Below are 23,856 nucleotides of genomic sequence, written 5' to 3'. Positions count from 1 at the left end.
TTAGTTTAGGAAACCTGTGGCAATGTAAATTTTATAAGGATTTTAGATCTTTAATGGTTCTGAAAGCAACATCGACTTGTTCATCGTTCACCAAAATAGTAAACTCGTTTGTGGTAGAAATCACTTCGTAAAGTACAATACCTTCCCAAGCCAATCGCTGAAAAATGAAATAATAAATTCCAGGTACCGAAACGTTCTCCGCTGGTAATTTTACGGTGATGGAAGAAAGTCCTTCCGCCTTTTGGGTGCAGCGCTCGTTTTTAAAATACTTCTCCACTACACCGTCCATCACGTTACTGATTACAATATTGATTTCGTTTACACCTCGGGATGACGTATAAAACACATCTTGATTATCATTTACCTCCTCCAACAACTTGGCCTGCTGTTCCAATATGGTATCAGAAGCTAAGAAAGTATAATCGGATAGGTTGGAACGAACCGTAATCTCACCAATGTTCTTGAGCACCTTAACTATGCGATGGGTGGCTCTAAACTCCAAATCATCAGACAATCGTTTTAAGGCCATTACAATAGCGCCATCTTTAACATCCTTACCCAATTCTTCAGCGATTTCAGGCTTTATCTGTCTCGACAACGATGTCAGGTTAATAATCCCTTGAGCTAAAGCTGTTTGCAGAAATGGTTTTTTCTTAATGTAGTGCTCAACTACGGCTGATATGGTTTTCATTATTCATTGGTTTTGGACAAAAATAACATATTGTTACAAAACAAACAAATGGTTAGAAAAAATAAAAAGCGTTCTTAAAGTGCTCGATTTCAAATTTTTCCTTGGTTTTAATCACCGTAATTATATCAAAACGTACCTCAACATCAAGGTCGTTTTCTTCCACAAAATGGTTGGCCGCTAGCGTTAAAAGCTTCACTTTTTTAGGGTGGATTACATCTGAGATATCCTCCAAAAAGCCCTTGTTCCTTGACTTTACCTCAACTATCACCAGAACATCTCCTTTTCTGGCAATAATGTCTACCTCTGCTTTTTGAAAGCGATAATTTTGGACACAAATATCATATCCCAAACGAAGCAAATGGTCTTTTGCCATTTTCTCACCAAGTTTCCCAAAATTGTTATGATTTGCCATCCTAAATTTCAATTTTATAAAATTTTACGCATTTCATCGAAAAATTTGGTAGTTCAAAGACATTGAAACGTTTAGGTTGTACTTTGTTGGCTCAATTGAACCACCCCCAACACTAGCATAAACATATAGTTGCCCCAAAACTATGTACCAAATTAACGCCAGAAATTGCTATGGAGTACTTCATCAATTGTAATTCCTATACTTTGGCGCCGTATACTACTCCATTGGATGAGTTCCGTGCGGCCCACTTGTATCGAAGGCTAGGTTTTAGTGCCTCTGTTGACACCATAAATACCGCTGTGGGACAAACTGCAGGGGCTTTGGTCGATGCTTTGGTAGACCAAGCATTAGCAGCTCCTTTGATTCCAGCACCCGAATGGGCCGATTGGAACGAAACCAATTATCCAGCCGATGATGATTTGGCTAGAGCACTTCGAAACGCACAAGTTGAAGATTTTACGACAACTTACGGAAACGCACTATTGGACAACGGCCTCAGAGACCGACTAAGTTTTTTCTGGAGCAACCATTTTGTGACCCAATTGGAAACTTATAATTGTCCACAGTTTCTTTTTTATTACATCAATTGCCTTCAGCGAAATGCCTTAGGCAATTTTAAGACCTTTACCAGTGAAATTGGGCTAACCAGTGCCATGCTCTATTATTTGGATGGAGTACGAAACAGAGGGGACAACCCGAATGAAAACTATGCCCGCGAGCTATACGAGCTTTTCACTTTAGGAGAAGGGAACAATTATACCGAGGAAGATATCATCGAAACTTCCAAAGCACTTTCTGGATATACGGAACGAGGGGAAGAAGGTTGTACCCAAGTCACTTTTGACCCAGCAGAATTCAATACCGAGAACAAAACCATTTTTGGACAAACAGGTAATTGGGGGTATGATGATGTCATCGATATTTTATTCGACCAAAGACGAGATGAAATCGGATGGTACATCTGCAAAAAGCTATATGAGTTTTTTGTGCATCCCGATTCAACCAATGATGAAGGAGGAAATGCTCCTGAAATTATTGATGGCTTGGCCCAAACCTTTATATCGAACAACTTCGAATTGGCGCCAGTGTTACGCCAACTTTTTAAAAGCCAGCACTTTTTTGATGAAACGGCAGTTGGGGTCATTATTAAAAGTCCCATCGACCTATATTTCAATTTTTTAAAGGAATCGAACTTTGCCTATGATGATTCTGATGTATTGACCATGATTGATTCCTGTTCCTTATTGGGTCAACGGTTTTTTCAACCTCCCGAAGTGGAAGGCTGGCAAAGAGACCGACAATGGATCAATACCAATTTTATAATCGGTCGTTGGCTCACCATGGAATTCTTTTTGGAAAGAGCCTTCCAAGATAACGATGAACAATTTAGAACCTTGGCGATGGATGCCGTTGGTGCTGCCGAAAGCAACACCAGTAATCCAGAAACCGTGGTTAGGGCATTGGTAAACAAGTTTACACCCAAGGGCCTTTTGACAGATGCAGATTTTGAACGCGCTATGGACGCTTTCAAAATAGATGATGTTCCAGAAGATTATTATTCTTCGGATTACATTCCAGGCGGCAACGGATGGTGGGTGCTTTCCTCTAGTATGGAAGTCCCCACACAAGTCTATGTTTTACTGCGCCACTTGTCCAGAGAACCCGAGTTTCAACTTAAATAACCCCATCACCCATGTGCGATAATCATCATAACCACAATACATCTCCTCACAAAGGCCTAGAACACGATGGCCATGATTTGGAACACAAAAAATGGAGTAGACGCTCCTTTGTGCAAGCCCTTGGGATTGCAGGCTCGGGCTCCATGTTCTTGGGAAGCCACTTGGTTTCGGCCTCGGCACCTTCACCCCTAACCGCAGCCGTTGCGGCTGCACAAACCGACAATATTTTAATCCTGATTCGTTTATCAGGCGGAAACGATGGTCTTAGTACCGTAATTCCAATTCAACAATACGACACCTACGCCAATGCTAGGCCTAACATCTACATTCCAGAAAGTAAAGTGTTGAAACTTACGGATGATTTCGGGGTGCCTACCTATATGAGTGCTTTGGAATCCCTTTGGGGCGATGGACAGTTTAAGGCCGTTCATGGGGTTGGGTACGAAAATCAAAGTTTATCCCACTTTACAGGTTCCGATATTTTTGCCAATACCGATTTGACCACAACAGGTTTCTCAGGTGAAAATACAGGATGGATGGGCAGACATTTTGAACAATTGTATCCCGATTATTTGATTTCGCCACCACCTGCACCAGCGGCAATTCAGATTGGAAACTTGGCCAACTTGGTTTTTCAAGGGGAAGAAACCAATTATGCCTTTGTCACTAATAATGTGGACCAATTGGAACAGATTGCAGAAACAGGTCTGTTTTATGATGTGGATGCCAGCACCCCTTTTGATGATTGTATGTACGGAGATCAACTTCGCTTTTTAAGAGGAGTGGCAAACACTACTTATGAATATGCAGGTACCATTCACGATGCCTATATGGCAGGTCAAAACCAAGTGGAATACCAAGACAATGGTTTTGCTCGTCAGTTAGCCCTTTTGGCCAGATTAATTAAAGGTAATTTGGGCACCAAAGTCTATATGATTTCTATGGGAGGCTTCGACACCCACGGCAATCAACCTATGGTTCACGAAAGATTGATGAGCAACCTTTCTGTGGCCATCAACAATTTTTACGAAGATCTTGCTTATACCGAACAAGACAACAATGTGTTGAGTATGACCTTCTCAGAATTCGGTCGACGAATTTTTGAAAATGGATCTAATGGAACCGACCATGGAAAAGCGGCCCCGACCCTGTTTTTTGGCTCAGGATTAAATGGAAGTGCCTTCGTGGGCGACCACCCATCTTTAGATGAACCCAATAACCGTGGTAATTTAGAGTACACTATGGACTTTAGGGATTTATACGGAACTGTTTTGGCCGAATGGCTTTGTGTTCCTAGAAATCTAGTGGAGCAACACCTTTTGGGTCATCCTTACCGTGCCATTGATCTTGGATTTAACTGTAGTGGAGAAACTTTGGAGGACATTGCCATGGACAATGACCCACCAATTTTACCCGAAACACCACCAAGTCAAGACCCAAACATTCCTAATGTGGACATTTTGGATGGTATTGTACATTCACCATACTACCCAAGTTCCCGAGCGCCACATATCCATTTGGAAATGCCCGTTTCGGCACACGTGGATATAGAGCTTTTCAATATTCTAGGGCAACGAGTCGGAACTTTGTTCAATGAAATGATGTTGGAAGGATCTGTTGAAATCAATATTAGAGAACGAATGCGCGATAGCCTTTCCACTGGAAAATACATTTATCGCATTTCTGTAGGAGACAAAAAAATGAGTAAATCCGTAATGATCTCCTAGAGAAACAAGAGCTATAATCCTCAATTTTAGGAAGCCTTCTATGATGCACGCCATACCCCAAGTTGGGCCGCATTATTGGAGGTTTCCTTTTTTAGGAAGTATCCCACTAAAATCAGTATTTTTGGGGCCTAATTAGAATATTTCATGGCCCAGAACCCATCACCATCAAGATATACGATTACAGCAGCGCTTCCATATACCAACGGACCTATTCATATTGGTCACTTGGCAGGAGTTTATGTTCCTGCGGATATATATTCCCGCTACCTTCGACTTAAAGGCAATGATGTCGCCTTTGTTTGTGGTAGCGACGAACACGGTGTGGCCATCTCCATGAAAGCAAAAAAAGAAGGAGTAACTCCAAAGGAGATTATAGATAAGTACCACGCTATCATTAAAAAATCCTTTGTGGATTTTGGTATTTCTTTTGACAATTACTCCAGAACTTCTGCAGAAGTTCACCATAAAACAGCATCGGACTTCTTTAAAAAGATGTACGAAGCTGGTGATTTTATTGAAGAAGTAACAGAACAATTATACGATGAGGAGGCCAATCAATTTTTGGCCGATCGTTTTGTGATAGGAACTTGTCCAAAATGTGGTAATGAGGAAGCCTACGGTGATCAATGTGAAAGATGTGGTTCGTCATTGAATGCAACCGACCTTATCAACCCAAAATCGACCATTACAGGTGCCGTTCCGACCTTAAAAACCACCAAACACTGGTTTTTACCTTTAGATCGTTACGAAGGATTCTTAAAAGAATGGATTTTGGAAGGTCACAAAGCCGATTGGAAACCCAATGTATATGGCCAATGTAAATCTTGGATTGATGATGGCCTTAAACCCCGTGCCGTAACCCGTGATTTGGATTGGGGAATCCCAGTTCCTGTTGAAGGTGGTGAAGGAAAAGTACTGTACGTTTGGTTTGACGCCCCCATCGGTTACATTTCTTCAACCAAAGAATGGGCCGAACGCGAAGGTAAAGATTGGGAGCCTTATTGGAAAGATCAAGACACCAAATTGGTGCACTTTATCGGTAAGGACAATATTGTTTTCCACTGTATCATCTTCCCTAGCATGTTAAAAGCACATGGAGATTTTGTATTGCCCGAAAATGTTCCAGCCAACGAATTCCTGAATCTGGAAGGCAACAAATTGTCCACATCCAAAAACTGGGCGGTTTGGTTGTACGAATACTTGGAAGAATTTCCAGATATGCAAGACGTACTTCGCTATGCATTGACGGCCAATGCTCCAGAAACTAAAGACAACGATTTTACTTGGAAAGATTTTCAAGCACGCAACAACAACGAATTGGTGGCCATTTTTGGCAACTTTGTGAACCGTGTGGCCGTGCTTACCCATAAATATTATGAAGGCGTAGTTCCAACCCCTGGTGAATTTACCGAAACCGATTTGGAAACTTTAAAAGCCTTAAAAACATATCCTGGCATCCTTTCCAACTCATTGGAACGTTACCGTTTCCGTGAAGGAAGTCAAGAATTGATGAACTTGGCCCGTTTAGGAAACAAATATTTGGCTGATGAGGAACCTTGGAAGCTCATCAAAACAGATGAAGAACGCGTAAAGACCATTATGTATGTGGCGCTTCAGATTGCAATGGGATTGGCTATTTTAAGTGAACCATTTTTACCGTTCACTTCTTCAAAACTTAAAAATATACTCAACGTCAAGTCGAGCGCAGTCGAGACTTCATGGGAAAGTGTTTCATCTGACGACACTTTACTTCCTGCCAAACACACCATCAACAAAAGTGAATTGCTATTCCGCAAGATTGAGGATTCAGAAATTCAACAACAATTGGATAAACTGGAAGCCACTAAAAAAATCAATGCTTCGACTCCGCTCAACACAAGTTCAATGGAAAAAGAAGTAGCTCCTCAAAAAGATACCATCACCTACGATGATTTTGCCAAGCTCGACATGCGCGTGGGCACGATCATCGAAGCAGAAAAAATGCCGAAAGCCAACAAACTTTTAGTGCTGAAAGTGGACACAGGTTTGGATACGCGCACCATTGTTTCTGGTATTGCCGAAAGTTTTAAACCCGAAGACATTATTGGTAAAAAAGTGACCGTTTTGGTGAACTTGGCCCCTAGAAAACTTCGTGGCGTGGAAAGCGAGGGGATGATTTTGATGACCGAGGATAAAGAAGGTAAGCTCGTTTTCATGAACCCAGATGAAGATGGGGTGAACAACGGGGAAGTAATAAGTTAATTCAAATTCAAAGAAACTGTCAGGTAGAGTACCTGCCAGACAGGCAGGTAATCGAGACCCGTTTTAAAAAATTTGGATGGTAAGACTTCTCGACGGTGCTCGAAGAGACAATTACAAAACAAACATCATGCAACTTGTTCCCTACATTGTTCGCCACACCCAACTTTCAGAAAAAAGCGTTACCAATACCGTAGCCCTTTTGGATGCGGATTGTACCGTTCCCTTTATTTCGAGATACCGAAAAGAACTAACAGGGAATTTGGATGAGGTTCAAATTGGTACCATTGTGCAATTTAAAGCCCAGTTTGAGGCTCTTGAAAAACGAAAAGCGGCCATCATCAAAGCTGTTGAGGAACAAGATGCACTGACTCCCGAGTTGAAATCCAAATTCTTAAGCTGCGAGGACCTCACCAGCTTGGAAGATTTGTATCTCCCTTTCAAAAAAAGCAAGAAGACCAAAGCCGAAACGGCCCGTAAAAATGGATTGGAGCCATTGGCCAAGATCATTATGGCGCAACGAAGCGATGAAATCGAATTCATTGCCTCCAAATATTTGAGCAAAGAGGTCGTCAATGAGGATGATGCCCTTGAGGGAGCACGACATATTATTTCCGAATGGATCAATGAACGTACCGATGTCCGTAACCAATTGCGAAATCAGTTGGAGCGTTTTGCCTTGATTACCACTAAAGTGGTGAAGACCAAAAAAGAGGATGAAAAAGCCCAAAAGTTTCGGGACTATTTTGATTGGAGCGAACCTTTGAGCCGTTGCCCATCGCACCGTTTTTTGGCCATCATGCGAGCCGAAAAGGAAGGATTTATTCGGGTTAAAATTGAAATTGATGATGAAAGGGCGCTTCAAAATATCGAAAGGCGCATTATTAAAACCAATAACGCTTGTGCAGAACATATCGAATTGGCCGTTGCCGATGCCTACAAGCGATTGTTGCTTCCCTCCCTTTCAAACGAGCTTTTAAAATCGGCCAAAGAAAAAGCAGATGCTTCCGCGATTCAGGTATTTTCCAAAAATCTAAAGCAATTATTATTGGGTGCCCCTTTAGGGGAAAAGCGCATTTTGGCCATTGACCCTGGTTTTAGAACAGGTTGTAAAGTAGTTTGCTTGGATGAACAAGGTGACCTCAAACATAACGAAACCATTTATCCCCATCCACCACAACGAGACAGTTCGGGAGCCATCAAAAAAATAAGTTCTTTGGTGGATGCCTATAAAATTGAGGCCATTGCCATTGGCAACGGAACGGCATCTAGGGAAACAGAACAATTGGTGAAACGTATTACATTTAAAAAACCCATCGAAGTATTTGTGGTGAGCGAAGCGGGAGCCTCCATCTATTCAGCTTCGAAAATTGCTCGAGATGAATTCCCGAATTATGATGTTACGGTTAGAGGAGCGGTTTCCATCGGTAGACGATTGGCCGACCCATTGGCAGAATTGGTTAAAATTGACGCAAAATCGATTGGTGTGGGCCAATATCAACACGATGTGGACCAAACGCAACTAAAAACATCTTTGGATACGGTGGTAGAAAGTTGCGTGAACTCTGTTGGTGTCAATATAAATACTGCAAGTGTACCTCTTTTAAGTTATGTTTCTGGAATTGGTCCCAAATTGGCAGAAAATATTGTGACTTACCGAAATGAAAATGGGGCTTTCAAAAACCGAGAAGAAATAAAAAAAGTGGCCCGATTGGGCGGAAAGGCCTTTGAGCAAAGTGCTGGGTTTTTACGTATTAAAAATGGCGATAATCCTTTGGATGATTCAGCTGTTCACCCAGAAAGTTATGGTCTGGTTTCTAAAATGGCCAAGGACCAAGGCATCCCATTAAAAGATATTGTAGGCAACAAAACAGCATTGAAAGGTATCAACCTAAAATCGTACTGTACCGACACCATTGGCATGCCGACTTTAGAGGACATTGTAAAGGAATTGGAAAAACCTGGATTGGACCTTCGCGAAAAGGCCAAGGTATTCACGTTTAACCAAAACATCAGGGAAATTACCGATTTGCGAGAGGGTCAATTATTACCAGGCATTGTAAACAACATTACCAATTTTGGCTGTTTTGTGGATATCGGCATCAAGGAAAGTGGCTTGATTCACGTTTCCAATCTATCGGATACTTTTGTGAAAGACGTAAACGAGCACGTGCACCTTCACCAACAAGTTGTGGTAAAAGTGTTGGATGTTGATGTGCCGAGAAAACGGATTCAATTGGCACTGCACAAATAAGGGAACCTAATGCTGAAAATAGCGTACCATCCTATTTACAAACATCCTTTGCCTGAGAAGCATCGGTTTCCGATGATCAAATATGAACTTTTGCCCCAGCAATTGCTTCATGAAGGAACCGTTACAGAAGCCAACTTTTTTGAACCTACCCTACCTGATGACGTTCATATTTTAGCTGCCCATAACGAGGAGTATTTTAAGAATCTGGTGGGTTTACAACTCAGTGCCAAAGAAGCCCGAAAAATTGGTTTTCCCTTAAGTGAAGAATTAGTGCAACGGGAACGTATTATTGCCGATGGTACGATTAAAGGGTGTCAATTTGCATTGGAACATGGCATTGCTATGAACATTGCAGGAGGAACACACCATGCCTATTCCGACCGTGGAGAGGCATTTTGCATGCTCAACGACCAAGCCATCGGAGCCCGATACCTGATCAACCAAAAATTGGCCAAAAAAATATTGGTGGTAGATCTCGATGTCCACCAGGGCAACGGAACAGCTGAAATTTTTCAGAACGACCATTCTGTTTTCACCTTTTCCATACATGGAAAAGACAATTATCCCTTCAAAAAAGAGGTTTCTGATTTGGATATTCCATTGGAAAAGGGCACTACTGACCAAGAGTATCTTTCCATCTTAAAAAAGACTTTGCCCGAACTTTTAGAGAAGGTTCAACCTGATTTTATCTTCTATTTATGCGGAGTTGATGTCTTGGAATCAGACAAATTAGGAATGCTTTCCATGACCTTGGAAGGATGCAAAGAACGTGACCAGTATGTTCTTCAAACTTTTTACGACCATAAAATACCAGTGCAATGTAGCATGGGAGGGGGTTATTCCCCGGATATTAAAATAATTGTTGAGGCCCATGCCAATACCTATAGGCTGGCACAGCATATTTATATGTAATTTTAAATCATCTCATTTTCAACCTCTATGAAGCTCATTAAATACCTCTTGCTCTTTGTAGCTGTTTTGCCCACCATGGCTCAGGATTTCAACTCAAAAAAAGACAATACGCTTTGGAACGATTTTACCTATGACATTGGCAACATTTTTGGTGGTGTGGGCTATGCCTATTCGCGACCGTTCCATTGGCAAGGAAACGACTGGGCCAATTTTGGCTATTTAACGGGAGGCACCCTTTTATTGTTCACGGTAGATGATGAAATCAACCATTGGACCAGTGGATTTAAAAATGATGTTCCGGATTTTATTATGGATTATGGTCACGAATACGGAAGTCCCGAAAACAATTATATGCTGACTGGAGGTGTTTACCTTGCTGGCCTATTCACCAAAAATGAAAAATTGAGGCGCACTGGGGTATTATTAATTGCCTCTGCCACGGCGGGTGGTTTTCTGCAACAAGTCACTAAAAGAATCATTGGGCGGGCCAGACCAAAAAGTGGACAAAGCTCCGGAACTTTCGACCCGCTTCATTTTAATCGGGTGTACAATTACGATTCCTTTCCGTCCGGACATGCCATGCTGGCCTTTAGTAATGCCTATTCCATCGCCAAACAGTTCAAAAATCCTTGGGTAAAAGCTGGAATTTATACAGTGGGATTAGTTCCCGGTTTTGTTCGAGTAGTGGATGATTTTCATTGGTTTTCTGATGTTGCTTTCAGTACCGTGTTGAGCATTTTTATAGTGGAATCCATTGACCGCTATTTGGACTCCAAATACGAGGAAAAATATAATGCCCATGAGAAAAATGTAAGCTGGAACCTTTCCTTTGGACCGGGAACCATGGGGGTCTCTCTTCAGTTTTAATATAGTGCTATCATTTTTATGTTAATTTCTTATTTAGATTAATTAAAAACAATTATTTTCGCCCCATCTCTGTTCACAACTATGGGGAAAAAGAAGAAGGATAAAGAAAAAAAGAAACTTAAGAAGGCGCTTTTACGTGAATTGCCCCCTAGCGGCAATGTAAAATCCAAGTGCTGTAAAAAGTTTAAAAAAGGTGAAAACAAGCGTTGTAAAAAATGTCCTTGTTTTGACTTAATGAAGAAGGTCGCCTAGCCTCTACCCTATTTTTTGCCCTCAATTGTTCAAGTATTCTGTATAGGTGCCCTAAAAGTTCTATTTTTAGGGAAAACTAACTACAATGATTCGGAAGAACACTTTACTTATTACCTTATTTATTTTATCGGTTTGTCTTACTTCGGCCCAGGAAAAAGACCCTGTTGTTGAATCTATCATCAAAGAAGCAACCGAAAACTCTCAATTAGAAAAATTGGGACACGAATTAATGGACGGCATTGGGCCTAGATTGGTAGGTACGCCTCAAATGAAAAAAGCCCACGATTGGGCCGTTGCCAAATACCAAAGTTGGGGAATTCCAGCAGAAAACGAACAATGGGGCGAATGGAAGAGCTGGGAGCGCGGTATTTCACATATCGATATGGTTCACCCTAGGGTACAAAGCTTAAGAGGCACGCAATTGGCTTGGAGTCCATCTACCCCTAAAAAAGGGGTTACCGCCGAGTTGGTGGTATTGCCCACTGTTAAAGATTCCATGGCCTTTGTGAATTGGTTGCCAAACGTAAAGGGTAAACTGGTGATGATTTCCATGCCACAACCTACAGGCAGACCTGATTACAATTGGGAGGAATTCGCAACGGAAAAGTCCCTTGAAAAAATGAAAAAAGAACGTGACGAGCAAACTGAGGCTTGGAACGAAAACATAAAAAATACAGGGTTGGACAGACGTTCACTTCCTGTAGCTTTGGAAGAAGCAGGTGCTGTTGGCATAGTGGCTTCGTATTGGTCACGCGGTTTTGGGGTAAATAAAATATTTAGTGCCTATACCAAAGAGATACCAACTGTAGATTTGGAACTGGAAGATTATGGTATGCTCTACCGATTGGTGGAATCTGGGCAAAAGCCTCAATTGCATATTGTGGCAGAATCTAAAGATTTGGGTGTTGCACCTACTTTCAATACGATTGCAGAAATAAAAGGCTCCGAAAAGCCTGACGAATATGTGATTCTTTCTGCGCATTTCGATTCTTGGGACGGGGGAACTGGAGCAACGGATAATGGGACTGGCACCCTAGTAATGATGGAAGCCATGCGTATTTTGAAAAAAGTATATCCCAACCCAAAACGTACCATTTTGGTAGGTCATTGGGGTAGTGAAGAGCAAGGATTGAATGGTTCGCGCGCTTATGTGGAAGATCATCCTGAAATTGTTGAAGGTGTTCAGGCAGTTTTTAATCAAGATAACGGAACAGGAAGGGTCGTCCGCATTTCAGGAGGTGGCTTCCTTAAATCTTATGATTATTTAGGGAAATGGTTGCATGCAGTACCAAGCGAAATAACCGATGAAATTGAAACCACTTTTCCCGGTACACCAGCACGAGGGGGGTCGGATTATGCTTCCTTTCAAGCAGCAGGGGCCCCTGCTTTTAGCCTTAGCTCCTTAAGCTGGTCATATTGGAATTACACATGGCACACCAATAGGGATACATACGATAAAATTATTTTCGATGATGTTCGAAACAATGCCATTTTAACTGCAATTTTAGCCTATAAGGCTAGTGAAGACCCTAAAAAAACGGACCGTGAGAAAGCGGTTTTACCTATTAGCAACAGAACAGGCGAGCAATTGGAATGGCCTACTCCTAGATCACCCCAACGAAAGGGTGGCTTGGATTAAAGCATAAAAAAACGCTCCGAATTTCGGAGCGTTTTTTGTTAACTAACCAAATTAACTTAGAAGTTTTTCACTTCCAGTCCGGATGTCTCCACCCTTACCTCTGAAATCATGGCACTGCTTTCTCGAGGGAAATAATACTCGTAATAATTCATATAGTAAGTTGCTTGTCGGATGTAATGTTCACTGTGGTTACAATGGTCATCACAACTTCTCGCATGATAGATGTAAGCCAATGATTTTTCTTTTAAATAAACATCAAAGGCTTTAGGGCTCCACTGCTGCAAATCATTTTCATACTGGATCTGATCTTTCCAAAAATCTCCTTCATCCTCTATATTGGTGGTCATATACGATTGCTCGTAGGTGGCATCGATTACGGCCCTTTCTTCAAAAAAGGCGATATCTACTTGTTTTTCTTGTGCTGAAGTTTGAACTGCCAGTACCGAAACAAACAAAACAATAAGTAGCGTTTTGTAATTCATCTGATTGAACTTTATGTTCTTTGTTCATTAATTTTTAATCTGGCGTTCGTTTTAATAACAACCCAAAAAGATTATACCCTACCCTAAATAAAAAAAAGGGGCGAATACCCCTCTTTTTGTCTCCTTTTAATCCAATTACTTACTCAGCATCAACAATTCGTTGCACCGTACTTCGGTAATATATCGCTTTTCTCCCTCTTTGGTTTCATAAGAGCGGGATGTCAATTTTCCTTCAATAATTACTTCTTTCCCTTTGGACAAAAAATTTTCAACGATTTCGGCGATCTTTCCCCACACTACAACATTGTGCCATTGGGTATCCGTAACCTTTTCACCCTCGTTGTTTTTATAGGTTTCGTTGGTTGCGATGGAAAACTTCGCCAACTTGTTTCCATTTTCCATAGTGATGATTTCTGGGTCGTTCCCTAAGTTTCCAATTAATTGTACTTTGTTTTTTAGTGAATTCATACGATAAGATTTAAGATTTTTAATACTACATCGAACTCCATTGTTTCGACGAGGCAAACTTAGAATGCTTTAAAAATGGGATTCGGTTTTAAAGGTGATTATATACTTGTTTTACCCAAATAAAAGTTGTATATTTACATTGTAAATCAAGTAAATAGCCATGTGTACAACCAATAAAAAGTTTACAAACCTAGTCGAAGTGATGATGCACTTCTCTGATAATGAAACCTGTAAAGAATATTTAGCCCAAATGAGGTGGAAAAATGGTGTTGTATGCCCTCATTGCGGTAACGATGATAAGATTTACACAATGAAAAAGAGTTACAAGTGTGCTAAGTGCCGTAAACCCTTTTCTGTCACCAAGGGAACTATATTTGAAAACAGCGCAATACCGCTTCAAAAGTGGTTTGCTGCTATTTGGTTGATTACATCACATAAAAAGGGTATTTCTTCTTTGCAGTTGCACAGGGATTTGGGCATAACCCAAAAAAGTGCATGGTTCCTATTGCAAAGAATCCGTTATGCGGTTCGCACACGTTCTTTTAATGCGCCTCTTACAAACACCGTTGAGATTGACGAAACCTATGTGGGGGGCAAGAACAAAAACCGTCATGCCAACAAAAGGGTTGAGAAATCCCAAGGTAGAAGCGCAAAGGACAAAACGCCAGTCTTTGGATTGGTAGAAAGAAACGGTAGAATAGTTGCTATGAGGGTACGTGATACCAAAAGGTCAACTTTGATGCCCATAATCCATAAGAGCGTTACTAAGGATGCTAAACTTATGACAGATGAACACACAGCTTATAGAGTGCTATCAAGTTTGTACGCCCATGAAATGGTCAACCATTCAACTGGAGAGTATGTTGTTGGAGAATGCCACACAAATACAATAGAGGGCTTTTGGTCTTTATTGAAGCGTGGTATTATTGGGATATATCACAACGTTAGCGAAAAGCATTTAGACGCTTATGTTGATGAATTTGAGTTTAGGTATAACACGAAAAATATTACAGACGTTGAGAGGTTTGAAAATATGTTATATTTGGGTAATTCCCCACGTATAACATATAACCAACTAATCAACTGATGTCTATAAAAGGGAAAGTGAAAAACGAGTATTCCATACAATATTGTATTGAGTATAAGGATCCGATTGAGATTTCGGAGTTTACGAAATCACTAAATGGATTTTCTAATGAATATAAAAAGTTTGTAAAAGACAATTACGGGCATGAATTCCCAGTAGATGCCAAACTTCACATAGAAAAAATCGAAGAGGGGAGTGTTTTAGCCACTTTGGTTGAATATCAAGATTTAATTTTACCATTTGTTGGTGAGGTAAATACAGTTTGGGAATTTGGTAAAAATCTAAAAACATTATACGATCATTTTTTAGGGAATAATAATAAACCTGATGATTTAAAATATGATGTAAAAGATTTACAGAACATCGCTGATATATTAGCACCCGGAACTCATAAGGAAAATAAAATCACAATTAACGTTTATGGCGACCATAATAACGTTCCAGTTCTTAATGCAGATAGTATAGATGCAAGTGCAATGACCCATAGGATAGGCCAAGAAAAAAAGATGTTGGAAACCCCTAAGAGTAGTAAATATACCAAGCAGGCTTTCTATTTTGACCAAGCAAAAAAAGATATTGGTTCAAAATCAGGTAACTTTGGCATAATTGAAAATTTATATCCTTTCAGATTAAAAGTAATTTTTGAGGATGACAAATTAGACAAAACAGCTATGCTTCATGGAGAGCATAATCCATTAATGGCAACATATATTGTAGATGTAGAGGTTCAAATGGTGAAAGAAAAACCTAAGATTTATAAAATCTTAAAACTACATGAAATAATACATGATGATGATGAAGAATAAAAACGAAAAGCCAGTAAATATAGATATGTCCTTTGATGAGGCTATGCAACGGTTATCCAACGTTCCAAAGTCACAGGTAGAGGCTAATATCAAAAGGCAAAAGAAGAAAAAGAATCAGCACCCCGATTGATGGTCGTATAGTCAGGGTGGCCTGTTTGGAATCGACAATAGGGCATTGACAGGTGCGGTATGTTCATTTACATTGTGGAGTTTTGAGTCAGCAGCCCTAAGAAGCAAGTTTAGGCTTTGTCCTAACGCTTAAAATGTCCACTATTCAAAAAAAGCCAACGTCCGTTGGTATGAATCAATTATTGTTTTTGGGTAAAAGTAGTATATAGTTCCCGTTTTAAATTGTTTACTTTCGTTTGTATCCGTTTGTAATTAATTACACAAGTTAAGAGTGACCGAAAAGCATAACACGTGTCTAATTCTTTTTAGAACAAGGAAAGATGGGCATACGTAAAATCGACAAATACCAAGTAGTTAAAAGATTTAGCTTGGGAAAATGCATGTACGACACCTCAGATATCATTTATATTCAAGAGCTTGACCCCGTACATGGTGAACCACAAAAAGTCTTTAGTTTTAAAAAGGAATATGTGACCGATATTTCTTCAGAAATCTATCTCTCACTATGTCAAGGGTTTGTTGTCCCCATTGACGAATAAAAACTTTCCCACCCCCTTACGCCCAGTTGTTAAATCATGTTAAATACTTGATATTCTTATAAATAAGTGTATATTAAGTATATGGATTACCCAATAACACACTTCTACACATTCGTATTCTAGCCATTTCTTGGCCACTCTAATTCCTTGGGATTTTTTAATCCCGATTCATCTTATCACACTCTATATTCATCTAACGAACCGTTACCGATGCTGTTATGCATTTAACTGAAGTCAAATCAAAAAAAATATACATGGAAACCGTAAAAGCAAAAAACAAAACTTTTAAAAAATTAGGATTTACGTATTTGGAAACCGCTGAAATTGTGGTCACACTGAACACGCTTTTGGCCAATTATCAAGTATTCTATAATAAACTAAGAAACTTTCATTGGAACATTGAAGGTCCAGAATTTTTTGAACTACACGAAGAGTTCGAAAACGAATACAACACCACTAAAGCCAACATTGATATTGTTGCAGAAAGAATTAGGGCATTTGGAATAAAACCCAACTTTACCCTGAAAAAAACTTTGGAACTTTCCAATATTAAAGAACCTACCAAAGAACTCTCTGCTATTGAAATGGTAAGAGAAGTTCTTAGAGATTTCGAAATATTGCACAACAATATGTTGGACGGGGTTAATGCCTCCTTAGAAACAGGAGACGTGGTCACTGAACAACTATTGACCGATTTTCTGACCCAATTGGAAAAAAGAAATTGGATGTTTACATCCTACCTCAAATAAGAGAAATCGAACAGAAAAATAAAATCATTAACTATAAAAATATTACATATGAAATTTTTTACAACACTACTATCCATCTGCATGTTAACCGGGCTTTACAGTTACGGGCAATCCAATAATGGAACCATGAACGCTTCCATAAACAAAACTTTTTCTGTGGAAAAGAATGGTACCCAAGTACCATACCACGTAAAAATTATGGAACACCGTAACTACCCAGTGGATTTGGAAAATAAAAATACGAACATGGTCAATAAAGACCGTAATAATAAAGCTGCACAGGTAGTAAAACTTATTGCAGTGGATTCCAACAACGACAGCAATTACGAACATTATATGGTGTTAAAGTACCACAAATCGGTAACCGATAGTTTTAAGGTGGTTCCTACCAAAAAAGGATTTGCCGTAAAAGTGGACGATAAAACCATGGAGTATTTTGTTCAAAAAGGAATCTATTTCATCAACAACAAAGACCAAGATTTCTTCACTGTTGAAGAATTCAAGGAAATTGGATAACATTAGGTTTCGTTTTTTGATTGACAAAGGGTCGGGGAATTTCCCCGGCTTTTTTGTTTGTGAAAATGGGATGAAATACTCCTATCTTTGAGCACTAAACGCTACATATGGAATCTTGGTTACGGCCCATTGAGCTTGAGGGGAACCTTGTAAAGCTTGTACCTCTTCAAAAAACACATAAAGTGGATTTGGTTTTTGCCGCTTCGGATGGTCATCTATGGGAGCTCTGGTATACTTCCGTTCCATCACCCAAAACCATGGATTCCTATATGGACACAGCACTTGCAGAGCAAAATTTGGGTAAATCACTCCCATTTACCATCATCGATAAAAGAACGAACAGCGTTGTAGGCAGTACGCGATTTTTAAATGTTGATGCCAAAAATAAACGGGTCGAAATTGGCGCCACTTGGTATGCCAAAAAAGTGCAACGCACTGGAATCAATACAGAGTGCAAATACCTTTTGTTGAAATATGCCTTTGAACATTTAAATTGTATTGCCGTTGAATTCCGGACGCACTTTCACAACCATTGTTCCCGAAATGCCATATTAAGACTGGGAGCCAAACAAGACGGTATTTTAAGAAACCACCGTGTGGATGAAGCAGGAAATTTACGTGACACTGTAGTTTTTTCCATTTTGAATAGTGAATGGAAAACCGTAAAAACCTCTTTGGAATTTAAAATGAAAAGAGGCCTCAATTACTAGGTCGGCATACTTCGCTTTAAAAGTCGGGCGAAATTAAAGGCCGCCAATTCCAGGTTTTGTACACTTTTGGCTTTGGCATCGTCCAAATCCCCAATTTGATTGAGAATCGACACGGCATAATCCAAACCTATGGCATGCATTTGTTCCATTGACACATCCACCGAACCACATAAAGCTGCAACGGGAATCTGTTTTTTCCTAGCCGCCTGAATCACCCCATTAATGGTTTTCCCCGACAAGGTTTGGCCATCCAACTGTCCTTCTCCTGTGATGACCCAATCAGCACCATCCAAAACCTGCTCGAACTGGGCCATTTCCATCACCAAATCCACACCAGACACCAATTTTGCATTCAAGAATACTACCGAACCGCCACCAAGTCCTCCTGCCGCACCAGCTCCTTGAATTTGTTGTACGTCAATATTAAAAGTGGATTGCAATATTTGGGCAAAGTGCTCCAAACCTTTATCTAAAAAAGCAACTTCCTCTTCCGAAGCTCCTTTTTGTGGACCGTAAATATGCGCAGCCCCCTCTTTTCCATAAAATGGATTGTTCACATCACAGGCCACTTCAATTTTAACTTCCCTCAATTTTGGATGTACTTGGCCAGTTTTAACCTCTTCAACTCGACCCAGATTTTTTCCAATCGGCTCCAAAACTTGGCCATCTTCATCCAAAAACTCAAATCCCAAAGCAGCTGCCATACCCATGCCTCCATCATTGGTAGCGCTTCCGCCAATGCCCAAAACAATATGTTTGGCACCTTTCTCCAAGGCATCCACAATCATTTCACCGGTTCCGAAAGTGGTGGTGCGCATGCAATTCATTTTCGATTTTTCGAGCAATTTATAGCCCGATGCTTCCGACATTTCAATAAAGGCTGTTTGTTGATCAGCAGAAAGTAAATACGGGGCAGAAACTTCCCGAAAAAATGGGTCTTTCACTGTAATAGAAACAACAGAAGCATTCAAATAATCCTTTACCACATCAATGGTTCCATCACCACCATCGGCCAAAGGCCTACTCACAATTTCGGCATCCGGTAAAACTTTTCGAATGCCACGGGCAACGGTTTCACAAAAATCACGTCCTGTTAACGAGCCTTTATATTTATCGGGTGCCAAAATAAATTTCATCTTTACAATGTACTCAAGTTAATCGAGTTAATCCAGAATTTTCGCTGCATTCATGTTTGAGTTTTAAAACGGCACAAGTTTTGAATGTAGGGTCGAAGTATTTACTTTTAATCATTTACATCATGAAAAAAACTATTCTATTTATAGCAACAGCCTTGTTCACAACGGCAATTTTTGCCCAATCCAAGAACTTTTTGGACACTCCTTATTTGGAAACCACAGCCCAAGTGGACACCTTGGTGACACCTGATAAAATCTATTTGAGTATTATCATTCAAGAAAAAGATACTAAGGGAAAAGTTTCAGTAGAAGATCAGGAAAACAAAATGGCCGCTAGATTAAAAGCCTTGGGCATTGATTTAGACAAGCAATTAGTGATCAAGGATATGGGCAGCAACTTTAAAAAATACTTTCTGCGCCAACAAGAAGTGCTTAAAAGCAAGCAGTATTCTTTATTGGTCTATTCTGGAAAGGAATTGGGCGACGTGATGGTCGCTTTGGAGGATTTGGATATTGCGAACACTTCCATTGAAAAGGTAGAGTATTCCAAAATGGACGCGTTGGAGCTGGAACTCAAGACCAAAGCAATACTAAAAGCCAAGCAAAAGGCAGTGGCTTTAACCCAACCCTTAGGACAAAAAGTGGGAATGGCCATTCATATTGTGGACAACTCACAACCCTTTTATCCAAGATATAATCAAGCTGTCATGATGGAATCCAATGTAAGCTCTTTTAAAAAAAATGAAGAACCCTTGGACATCGATTTTGAGAAAATAAAGGTGGAAACTTCAGTCAACATCAAGTTTGCTTTAACTAATTAACTATTTTTAATCATCAATCAAAAACACCAATTATGAAAACCATCACATTTTTTATGATGTTATGCGTTGGTATGGTTTCAGCGCAAAAAACATTATCACTTCCTGACGGAGAAAATTCTCCTAAAGCAAATCTGGATCAAGTAGCCTGGATTGAGGGTCATTGGAAAGGAGAAGCTTTTGGTGGTATTGCCGAAGAAATCTGGTCACCACCTTTGGGCAATTCCATGATGTTTGTATTTCGACTGGTGAACAATGGGAAAGTATCCTTTTACGAATCAGGGCATATTCAGGAAGTCGATGAAACCATCATTTTGCAACTCAAACATTTTGATGGCAGTATGAAGGGATGGGAAGAAAAAGATAAAACCATCGACTTTAAATTGGTGAAAATAGAGCCCAACAAGGTCTATTTTGATGGAATGACAATGGAAAAGGTCAATGAAGATCAAATCAATGTTTGGGTACTTATTGAGGAAAACGGGAATCAGGAAGAAATTCTATTTTCCTATAAAAGAGTCTAGTAATTGGGTTTCTTTTAAAGTGCTGAATTAGTATCTTTAACAGAATAACTAACTCAACACTCTTGTGAAACTAAGACTTCTACTCCTCTGTGCCATTTTATTGGCATGGCATCCTGTCGATGCCCAACGAAAAAACAAAAAAACCAAACAAGCCTCCATTGTTGTCAACGACTCCCTATTTCCGGTATTAAAATGGCGAAACATCGGTCCATTTCGAGGTGGCCGTAGCGTTGCCTCATCTGGTGTTGTGGGCCAACCGCACACCTACTATATGGGCAATACTGGGGGTGGTATTTGGAAAACCACCGACGATGGCGTCACTTGGAAAAATATTTCCGATGGATTCCTAAAAACAGGAACCGTAGGCGACATTGCCGTTTCCGAAAGCAACCCGAACTTGGTGGTGGTCGGAATGGGAGAACATGCTGCCCGAGGGGTAATGACCTCAATGGGAGACGGTGTCTACAAATCTACCGACGCAGGAAAAACTTGGAAACACATCGGATTGGATTATACCCGCCATATTAGCGATGTCATAATCCACCCAACAAATCCGGACATCATTTTTGTTGCCGCCCAAGGGGCACAATATGGCACTTCCGAAGACCGAGGCGTGTACCGATCAACCAATGGCGGTGATACATGGGAAAAAGTACTTTATGTCAATGACATTACTGGAGCATCCTCCTTAAGTATGGACATGAACAACCCTCTGATTCTATACGCCGCTATGTGGCAGCACGAAAGAAAACCTTGGACCATTACTTCCGGTGGTGTTTCTTCAGGATTTTATAAATCCACCGATGGGGGAACCACTTGGGATAAAATGGAAAAAGGACTTCCCAAAGAATTTGGAAAATCGGGCATCTCGGTTTCAAGGGCAAATTCTGATGTAGTTTATGCTGTTATTGAAGCCGAAGGAGAACAAGGAGGAGTTTACAAAAGCATGGATGCTGGTAAAACTTGGAGCCAAACCAACAAAGATCGCATCAATATTGCACGCTCTTGGTACTATATGGAGATTTTTGCCGATACCCAAGATGAAAACATCGTATATGTATTGAATGCTCCTGTGACCAAATCTATTGATGGTGGGAAAACCTTTACTCCCGTTCCCACACCGCATGGCGACAACCACGACCTTTGGATCCATCCAGAAAACAATCAAATAATGGTCAACTCCAACGATGGTGGTGCCAACGTTTCAAACAACGGAGGTAAAAGTTGGAGTTCACAACAATTTCAACCTACGGCACAATTTTACCGTGTAATTACAGATAATCTCGTGCCTTACAATGTGTATGGAGGTCAGCAAGACAATACTTCCGTTTCTATTGCAAGTCGTACCCGCGACAATGGGATTGATTGGAAAGATTGGCATCCCGTATCCGGTTGCGAAAGTGCCTATTTGGCTTTTGACCCCGACAATCCAGAATATGTTTATGGGGGTTGCTATCAAGGTATCATTGAAAAATGGGTAAAGGCATCCCAAACAGCCAAACCTATTCAAGAATATCCCGAATTGGGCTTGGGTAACATTCCGAAGGATTTCAAATTTAGATACAATTGGAACGCACCCATTATTAGTTCACCACACGATAGAAACACCATTTACCATGCAGGTAATGTGGTGTTCAGAACAAAAGATGGTGGCTACACTTGGGATGTAGTGAGCCCGGATCTAACCCGAAACGAAATTGAAAAACAAGGCCCAGGAAGTGGCCCTTATACCAACGAAGCCGCTGGAGGTGAAAACTATAACACCATCATGTATTTGGTGGAATCACCCCATGAAGAAGGTGTGCTCTATGCAGGTTCTGATGACGGATTGGTGCACATTACGAAAAATGGCGGGGAATCTTGGGACAATATTACCCCTCCAAACATTAAGGAAGGTATCATCAATAGTATCGAGGTTTCGCCACATGATGCGGCAACAGCGTACATCACTCTGATGCGCTACAAGTTCATGGATTTGGACACCTATATTTTCAAAACCACAGATTACGGCCAAACATGGACCAAAATTTCGAATGGAATTGATGGTGAGCACAACTTTGCCCGCGTGGTTCGGGAGGATAAAAAACAAAAAGGATTGTTGTACGCTGGTACCGAAACAGGATTATTTGTTTCCTTGAATGATGGTGAGCTTTGGCAACCTTTACAATTGAACTTGCCTGTTGTTCCCATCAACGATTTGATTATTCAGGATAACGATTTGGTAGCTGCCACCGCTGGACGCTCATTTTGGATTTTGGATGATTTGGGCGCTATTCAAAGTAGTCTGTCCCTTGAGTCAAAATTGAACATTGTTACGCCAAAAACCACCTATCGCATTTATAACGGTAGCTCGGACAATTATGTTCCTGGGGTAGGCCAAAACCCAAAATCTGGGGTAACCTTTGATTATTATTTGCCCCAAAAATTAGATTCAACCGAACTTAAATTGGAAATTTTATCTGGTGGAAAAGTAATCAGAAGCTACACCAACCAAGCACCGAAAAAATTCAAAAGCTGGCCTGGAGGCCCTTCCAAACCACAGGTTCTGCCTTCATTAAAAGGTTACAACCGCTTTACTTGGGATTTTTATCGCGAATCTCCTCCCGCAATCGAAGGAGTTTTTGCCATGGATGGTTATAGTGGTTCCAGAGTTGCGCCAGGTACGTATACCCTGCGTCTTACCCTAGGGGAAGATATGGTGGAAACCAAAGCTTTGGTTTTGGCAGATCCATTGATTGAGGGAACTTCTGCCGATTATGCCGAGCAACAATCGTATTTGACAAAAATTGACGAAACCTTGGCAAACATGCACGAAGCCGTAAACCAAATGCGAGCTGCAAAAAGTCAGTTGGAGAACTACAAGGAATTGTTGAAGGATAACGAAGAAGCCAAGGACCTTTTGGAAAATGGGGATAAATTGTTGGAACGCATCAACAGATGGGAAGAAAACTTGATTCAACCCAAACAAAAAACCTTCCAAGATGTGGTGAACTTTAGCAGTAAATTGAATGCAGATTTCATGAACCTTAAAGGTTTTATAGATGTAGAAGAACCCAAAGTAACAGGAGGTGCCAAGGAACTTTTCAAAGATTTAATGGCGGAATGGAAAACCTACGAGGATGAAAAAACTGCTATAATAGACGGTGAGATGAAGACCTACAACGATATGTTCAAAGCGTTGGATATTCCCGCCATAATAATGACTGGAAAATAGAATA

21 protein-coding genes are annotated in these 23,856 nt (G+C 40.5%); 16 read left to right on the top strand and 5 right to left on the bottom strand.

All coding sequences use genetic code 11. The annotated features are described in order from the left end of the window. Positions 1-31 precede the first annotated feature (31 nt). Complete coding sequence (locus ABT310_RS07780) at positions 32-691, bottom strand: aspartate kinase (RefSeq protein ID WP_375323341.1); 660 nt, start codon at positions 689-691, stop codon at positions 32-34. 52 nt (positions 692-743) lie between these two features. Continuing rightward, positions 744-1,103 (bottom strand): YraN family protein, encoded by a 360-nt coding sequence (locus ABT310_RS07775; protein WP_375323340.1) that lies wholly within the window; start codon positions 1,101-1,103, stop codon positions 744-746. Between the two features lie 170 nt (positions 1,104-1,273). On the opposite strand from ABT310_RS07775, the gene ABT310_RS07770 reads away from it, so the two are divergent. From ABT310_RS07770 to ABT310_RS07740, 7 genes are all read left to right on the top strand, one after another. After that, the gene (locus ABT310_RS07770; protein ID WP_375323339.1) at positions 1,274-2,785 is read left to right on the top strand and encodes a DUF1800 family protein; all 1,512 of its coding nucleotides are present in this window, start codon (positions 1,274-1,276) and stop codon (positions 2,783-2,785) included. A gap of 11 nt (positions 2,786-2,796) precedes the next feature. Beyond that, positions 2,797-4,512, top strand: coding sequence for a DUF1501 domain-containing protein (locus tag ABT310_RS07765; RefSeq protein ID WP_375323338.1), 1,716 nt, complete (start codon positions 2,797-2,799; stop codon positions 4,510-4,512). Between the two features lie 144 nt (positions 4,513-4,656). Further along, positions 4,657-6,753: a methionine--tRNA ligase gene (gene metG, locus ABT310_RS07760; RefSeq protein ID WP_375323337.1), complete on the top strand. Its 2,097-nt coding sequence runs from the start codon at positions 4,657-4,659 to the stop codon at positions 6,751-6,753. Between the two features lie 127 nt (positions 6,754-6,880). Beyond that, entirely contained in the window at positions 6,881-9,004 is a 2,124-nt protein-coding gene (locus ABT310_RS07755) for a Tex family protein (protein ID WP_375326160.1), read from the top strand. Between the two features lie 9 nt (positions 9,005-9,013). Beyond that, the gene (locus ABT310_RS07750; RefSeq protein WP_375323336.1) at positions 9,014-9,916 is read left to right on the top strand and encodes a histone deacetylase; all 903 of its coding nucleotides are present in this window, start codon (positions 9,014-9,016) and stop codon (positions 9,914-9,916) included. Positions 9,917-9,943: 27 nt separating this feature from the next. Beyond that, positions 9,944-10,783: a phosphatase PAP2 family protein gene (locus ABT310_RS07745; RefSeq protein ID WP_375323335.1), complete on the top strand. Its 840-nt coding sequence runs from the start codon at positions 9,944-9,946 to the stop codon at positions 10,781-10,783. Positions 10,784-11,120: 337 nt separating this feature from the next. After that, the gene (locus ABT310_RS07740; protein WP_375323334.1) at positions 11,121-12,674 is read left to right on the top strand and encodes a M20/M25/M40 family metallo-hydrolase; all 1,554 of its coding nucleotides are present in this window, start codon (positions 11,121-11,123) and stop codon (positions 12,672-12,674) included. Positions 12,675-12,730: 56 nt separating this feature from the next. On the opposite strand, the gene ABT310_RS07735 is transcribed toward ABT310_RS07740, so the two are convergent. Both ABT310_RS07735 and ABT310_RS07730 read right to left on the bottom strand, forming a co-directional pair. Continuing rightward, positions 12,731-13,156, bottom strand: coding sequence for a hypothetical protein (locus ABT310_RS07735; RefSeq protein ID WP_375323333.1), 426 nt, complete (start codon positions 13,154-13,156; stop codon positions 12,731-12,733). A gap of 135 nt (positions 13,157-13,291) precedes the next feature. Then, positions 13,292-13,624 (bottom strand): single-stranded DNA-binding protein, encoded by a 333-nt coding sequence (locus ABT310_RS07730; RefSeq protein ID WP_375323332.1) that lies wholly within the window; start codon positions 13,622-13,624, stop codon positions 13,292-13,294. 202 nt (positions 13,625-13,826) lie between these two features. On the opposite strand from ABT310_RS07730, the gene ABT310_RS07725 reads away from it, so the two are divergent. The 6 genes from ABT310_RS07725 (at position 13,827) to ABT310_RS07700 (ending at position 18,160) form a co-directional block, all read left to right on the top strand. After that, positions 13,827-14,711 carry an IS1595 family transposase gene (locus ABT310_RS07725; protein WP_375323331.1) on the top strand — a complete coding sequence of 295 codons (885 nt, stop codon included), beginning with the start codon at positions 13,827-13,829 and terminating at the stop codon, positions 14,709-14,711. After that, positions 14,711-15,517, top strand: a complete 807-nt coding sequence (locus tag ABT310_RS07720) for a hypothetical protein (RefSeq protein WP_375323330.1) — start codon at positions 14,711-14,713, stop codon at positions 15,515-15,517. The genes ABT310_RS07725 and ABT310_RS07720 overlap by 1 nt, the downstream gene beginning before the upstream one ends. A gap of 449 nt (positions 15,518-15,966) precedes the next feature. After that, positions 15,967-16,185, top strand: coding sequence for a hypothetical protein (locus ABT310_RS07715; protein WP_375323329.1), 219 nt, complete (start codon positions 15,967-15,969; stop codon positions 16,183-16,185). A gap of 254 nt (positions 16,186-16,439) precedes the next feature. Next, on the top strand, positions 16,440-16,934 hold the full coding sequence (locus ABT310_RS07710; protein ID WP_375323328.1) for a Dps family protein: 495 nt from the start codon (positions 16,440-16,442) through the stop codon (positions 16,932-16,934). A gap of 48 nt (positions 16,935-16,982) precedes the next feature. Beyond that, positions 16,983-17,450: a hypothetical protein gene (locus ABT310_RS07705; RefSeq protein ID WP_375323327.1), complete on the top strand. Its 468-nt coding sequence runs from the start codon at positions 16,983-16,985 to the stop codon at positions 17,448-17,450. A gap of 107 nt (positions 17,451-17,557) precedes the next feature. Next, positions 17,558-18,160 carry a GNAT family N-acetyltransferase gene (locus tag ABT310_RS07700; RefSeq protein WP_375323326.1) on the top strand — a complete coding sequence of 201 codons (603 nt, stop codon included), beginning with the start codon at positions 17,558-17,560 and terminating at the stop codon, positions 18,158-18,160. Here the strand turns inward: ABT310_RS07700 and ABT310_RS07695 are convergent. After that, entirely contained in the window at positions 18,157-19,296 is a 1,140-nt protein-coding gene (locus ABT310_RS07695; protein WP_375323325.1) for a glycerate kinase, read from the bottom strand. The genes ABT310_RS07700 and ABT310_RS07695 overlap by 4 nt on opposite strands. A gap of 122 nt (positions 19,297-19,418) precedes the next feature. Between ABT310_RS07695 and ABT310_RS07690 the strand changes: the two genes are divergently transcribed. The 3 genes from ABT310_RS07690 to ABT310_RS07680 all read left to right on the top strand — a co-directional run bounded on the left by ABT310_RS07690 (position 19,419) and on the right by ABT310_RS07680 (position 23,852). Next, positions 19,419-20,117, top strand: a complete 699-nt coding sequence (locus ABT310_RS07690) for an SIMPL domain-containing protein (protein WP_375323324.1) — start codon at positions 19,419-19,421, stop codon at positions 20,115-20,117. Positions 20,118-20,149: 32 nt separating this feature from the next. Next, positions 20,150-20,638: a DUF6265 family protein gene (locus ABT310_RS07685; protein ID WP_375323323.1), complete on the top strand. Its 489-nt coding sequence runs from the start codon at positions 20,150-20,152 to the stop codon at positions 20,636-20,638. Between the two features lie 64 nt (positions 20,639-20,702). After that, entirely contained in the window at positions 20,703-23,852 is a 3,150-nt protein-coding gene (locus tag ABT310_RS07680) for a glycosyl hydrolase (protein ID WP_375323322.1), read from the top strand. Positions 23,853-23,856: the final 4 nt, after the last annotated feature.

It is taken from the genome of Flagellimonas cixiensis, assembly GCF_042134615.1.
Lineage (GTDB): Bacteria > Bacteroidota > Bacteroidia > Flavobacteriales > Flavobacteriaceae > Flagellimonas > Flagellimonas cixiensis.
The sequence above is the reverse complement of the archived record's forward strand: the minus strand, read 5'-3'. Positions and strand labels throughout refer to the sequence as shown.

What these genes read in the sequence shown, in the direction of transcription:
- ABT310_RS07780 (WP_375323341.1), bottom strand. Translation starts at nt 691, where the DNA reads ATGAAAACCATATCAGCCGTAGTTGAGCACTACATTAAGAAAAAACCA.
- ABT310_RS07775 (WP_375323340.1), bottom strand. Translation starts at nt 1,103, where the DNA reads ATGGCAAATCATAACAATTTTGGGAAACTTGGTGAGAAAATGGCAAAA.
- ABT310_RS07770 (WP_375323339.1), top strand. Translation starts at nt 1,274, where the DNA reads ATGGAGTACTTCATCAATTGTAATTCCTATACTTTGGCGCCGTATACT.
- ABT310_RS07765 (WP_375323338.1), top strand. Translation starts at nt 2,797, where the DNA reads ATGTGCGATAATCATCATAACCACAATACATCTCCTCACAAAGGCCTA.
- metG (WP_375323337.1), top strand. Translation starts at nt 4,657, where the DNA reads ATGGCCCAGAACCCATCACCATCAAGATATACGATTACAGCAGCGCTT.
- ABT310_RS07755 (WP_375326160.1), top strand. Translation starts at nt 6,881, where the DNA reads ATGCAACTTGTTCCCTACATTGTTCGCCACACCCAACTTTCAGAAAAA.
- ABT310_RS07750 (WP_375323336.1), top strand. Translation starts at nt 9,014, where the DNA reads ATGCTGAAAATAGCGTACCATCCTATTTACAAACATCCTTTGCCTGAG.
- ABT310_RS07745 (WP_375323335.1), top strand. Translation starts at nt 9,944, where the DNA reads ATGAAGCTCATTAAATACCTCTTGCTCTTTGTAGCTGTTTTGCCCACC.
- ABT310_RS07740 (WP_375323334.1), top strand. Translation starts at nt 11,121, where the DNA reads ATGATTCGGAAGAACACTTTACTTATTACCTTATTTATTTTATCGGTT.
- ABT310_RS07735 (WP_375323333.1), bottom strand. Translation starts at nt 13,156, where the DNA reads ATGAATTACAAAACGCTACTTATTGTTTTGTTTGTTTCGGTACTGGCA.
- ABT310_RS07730 (WP_375323332.1), bottom strand. Translation starts at nt 13,624, where the DNA reads ATGAATTCACTAAAAAACAAAGTACAATTAATTGGAAACTTAGGGAAC.
- ABT310_RS07725 (WP_375323331.1), top strand. Translation starts at nt 13,827, where the DNA reads ATGATGCACTTCTCTGATAATGAAACCTGTAAAGAATATTTAGCCCAA.
- ABT310_RS07720 (WP_375323330.1), top strand. Translation starts at nt 14,711, where the DNA reads ATGTCTATAAAAGGGAAAGTGAAAAACGAGTATTCCATACAATATTGT.
- ABT310_RS07715 (WP_375323329.1), top strand. Translation starts at nt 15,967, where the DNA reads ATGGGCATACGTAAAATCGACAAATACCAAGTAGTTAAAAGATTTAGC.
- ABT310_RS07710 (WP_375323328.1), top strand. Translation starts at nt 16,440, where the DNA reads ATGGAAACCGTAAAAGCAAAAAACAAAACTTTTAAAAAATTAGGATTT.
- ABT310_RS07705 (WP_375323327.1), top strand. Translation starts at nt 16,983, where the DNA reads ATGAAATTTTTTACAACACTACTATCCATCTGCATGTTAACCGGGCTT.
- ABT310_RS07700 (WP_375323326.1), top strand. Translation starts at nt 17,558, where the DNA reads ATGGAATCTTGGTTACGGCCCATTGAGCTTGAGGGGAACCTTGTAAAG.
- ABT310_RS07695 (WP_375323325.1), bottom strand. Translation starts at nt 19,296, where the DNA reads ATGAAATTTATTTTGGCACCCGATAAATATAAAGGCTCGTTAACAGGA.
- ABT310_RS07690 (WP_375323324.1), top strand. Translation starts at nt 19,419, where the DNA reads ATGAAAAAAACTATTCTATTTATAGCAACAGCCTTGTTCACAACGGCA.
- ABT310_RS07685 (WP_375323323.1), top strand. Translation starts at nt 20,150, where the DNA reads ATGAAAACCATCACATTTTTTATGATGTTATGCGTTGGTATGGTTTCA.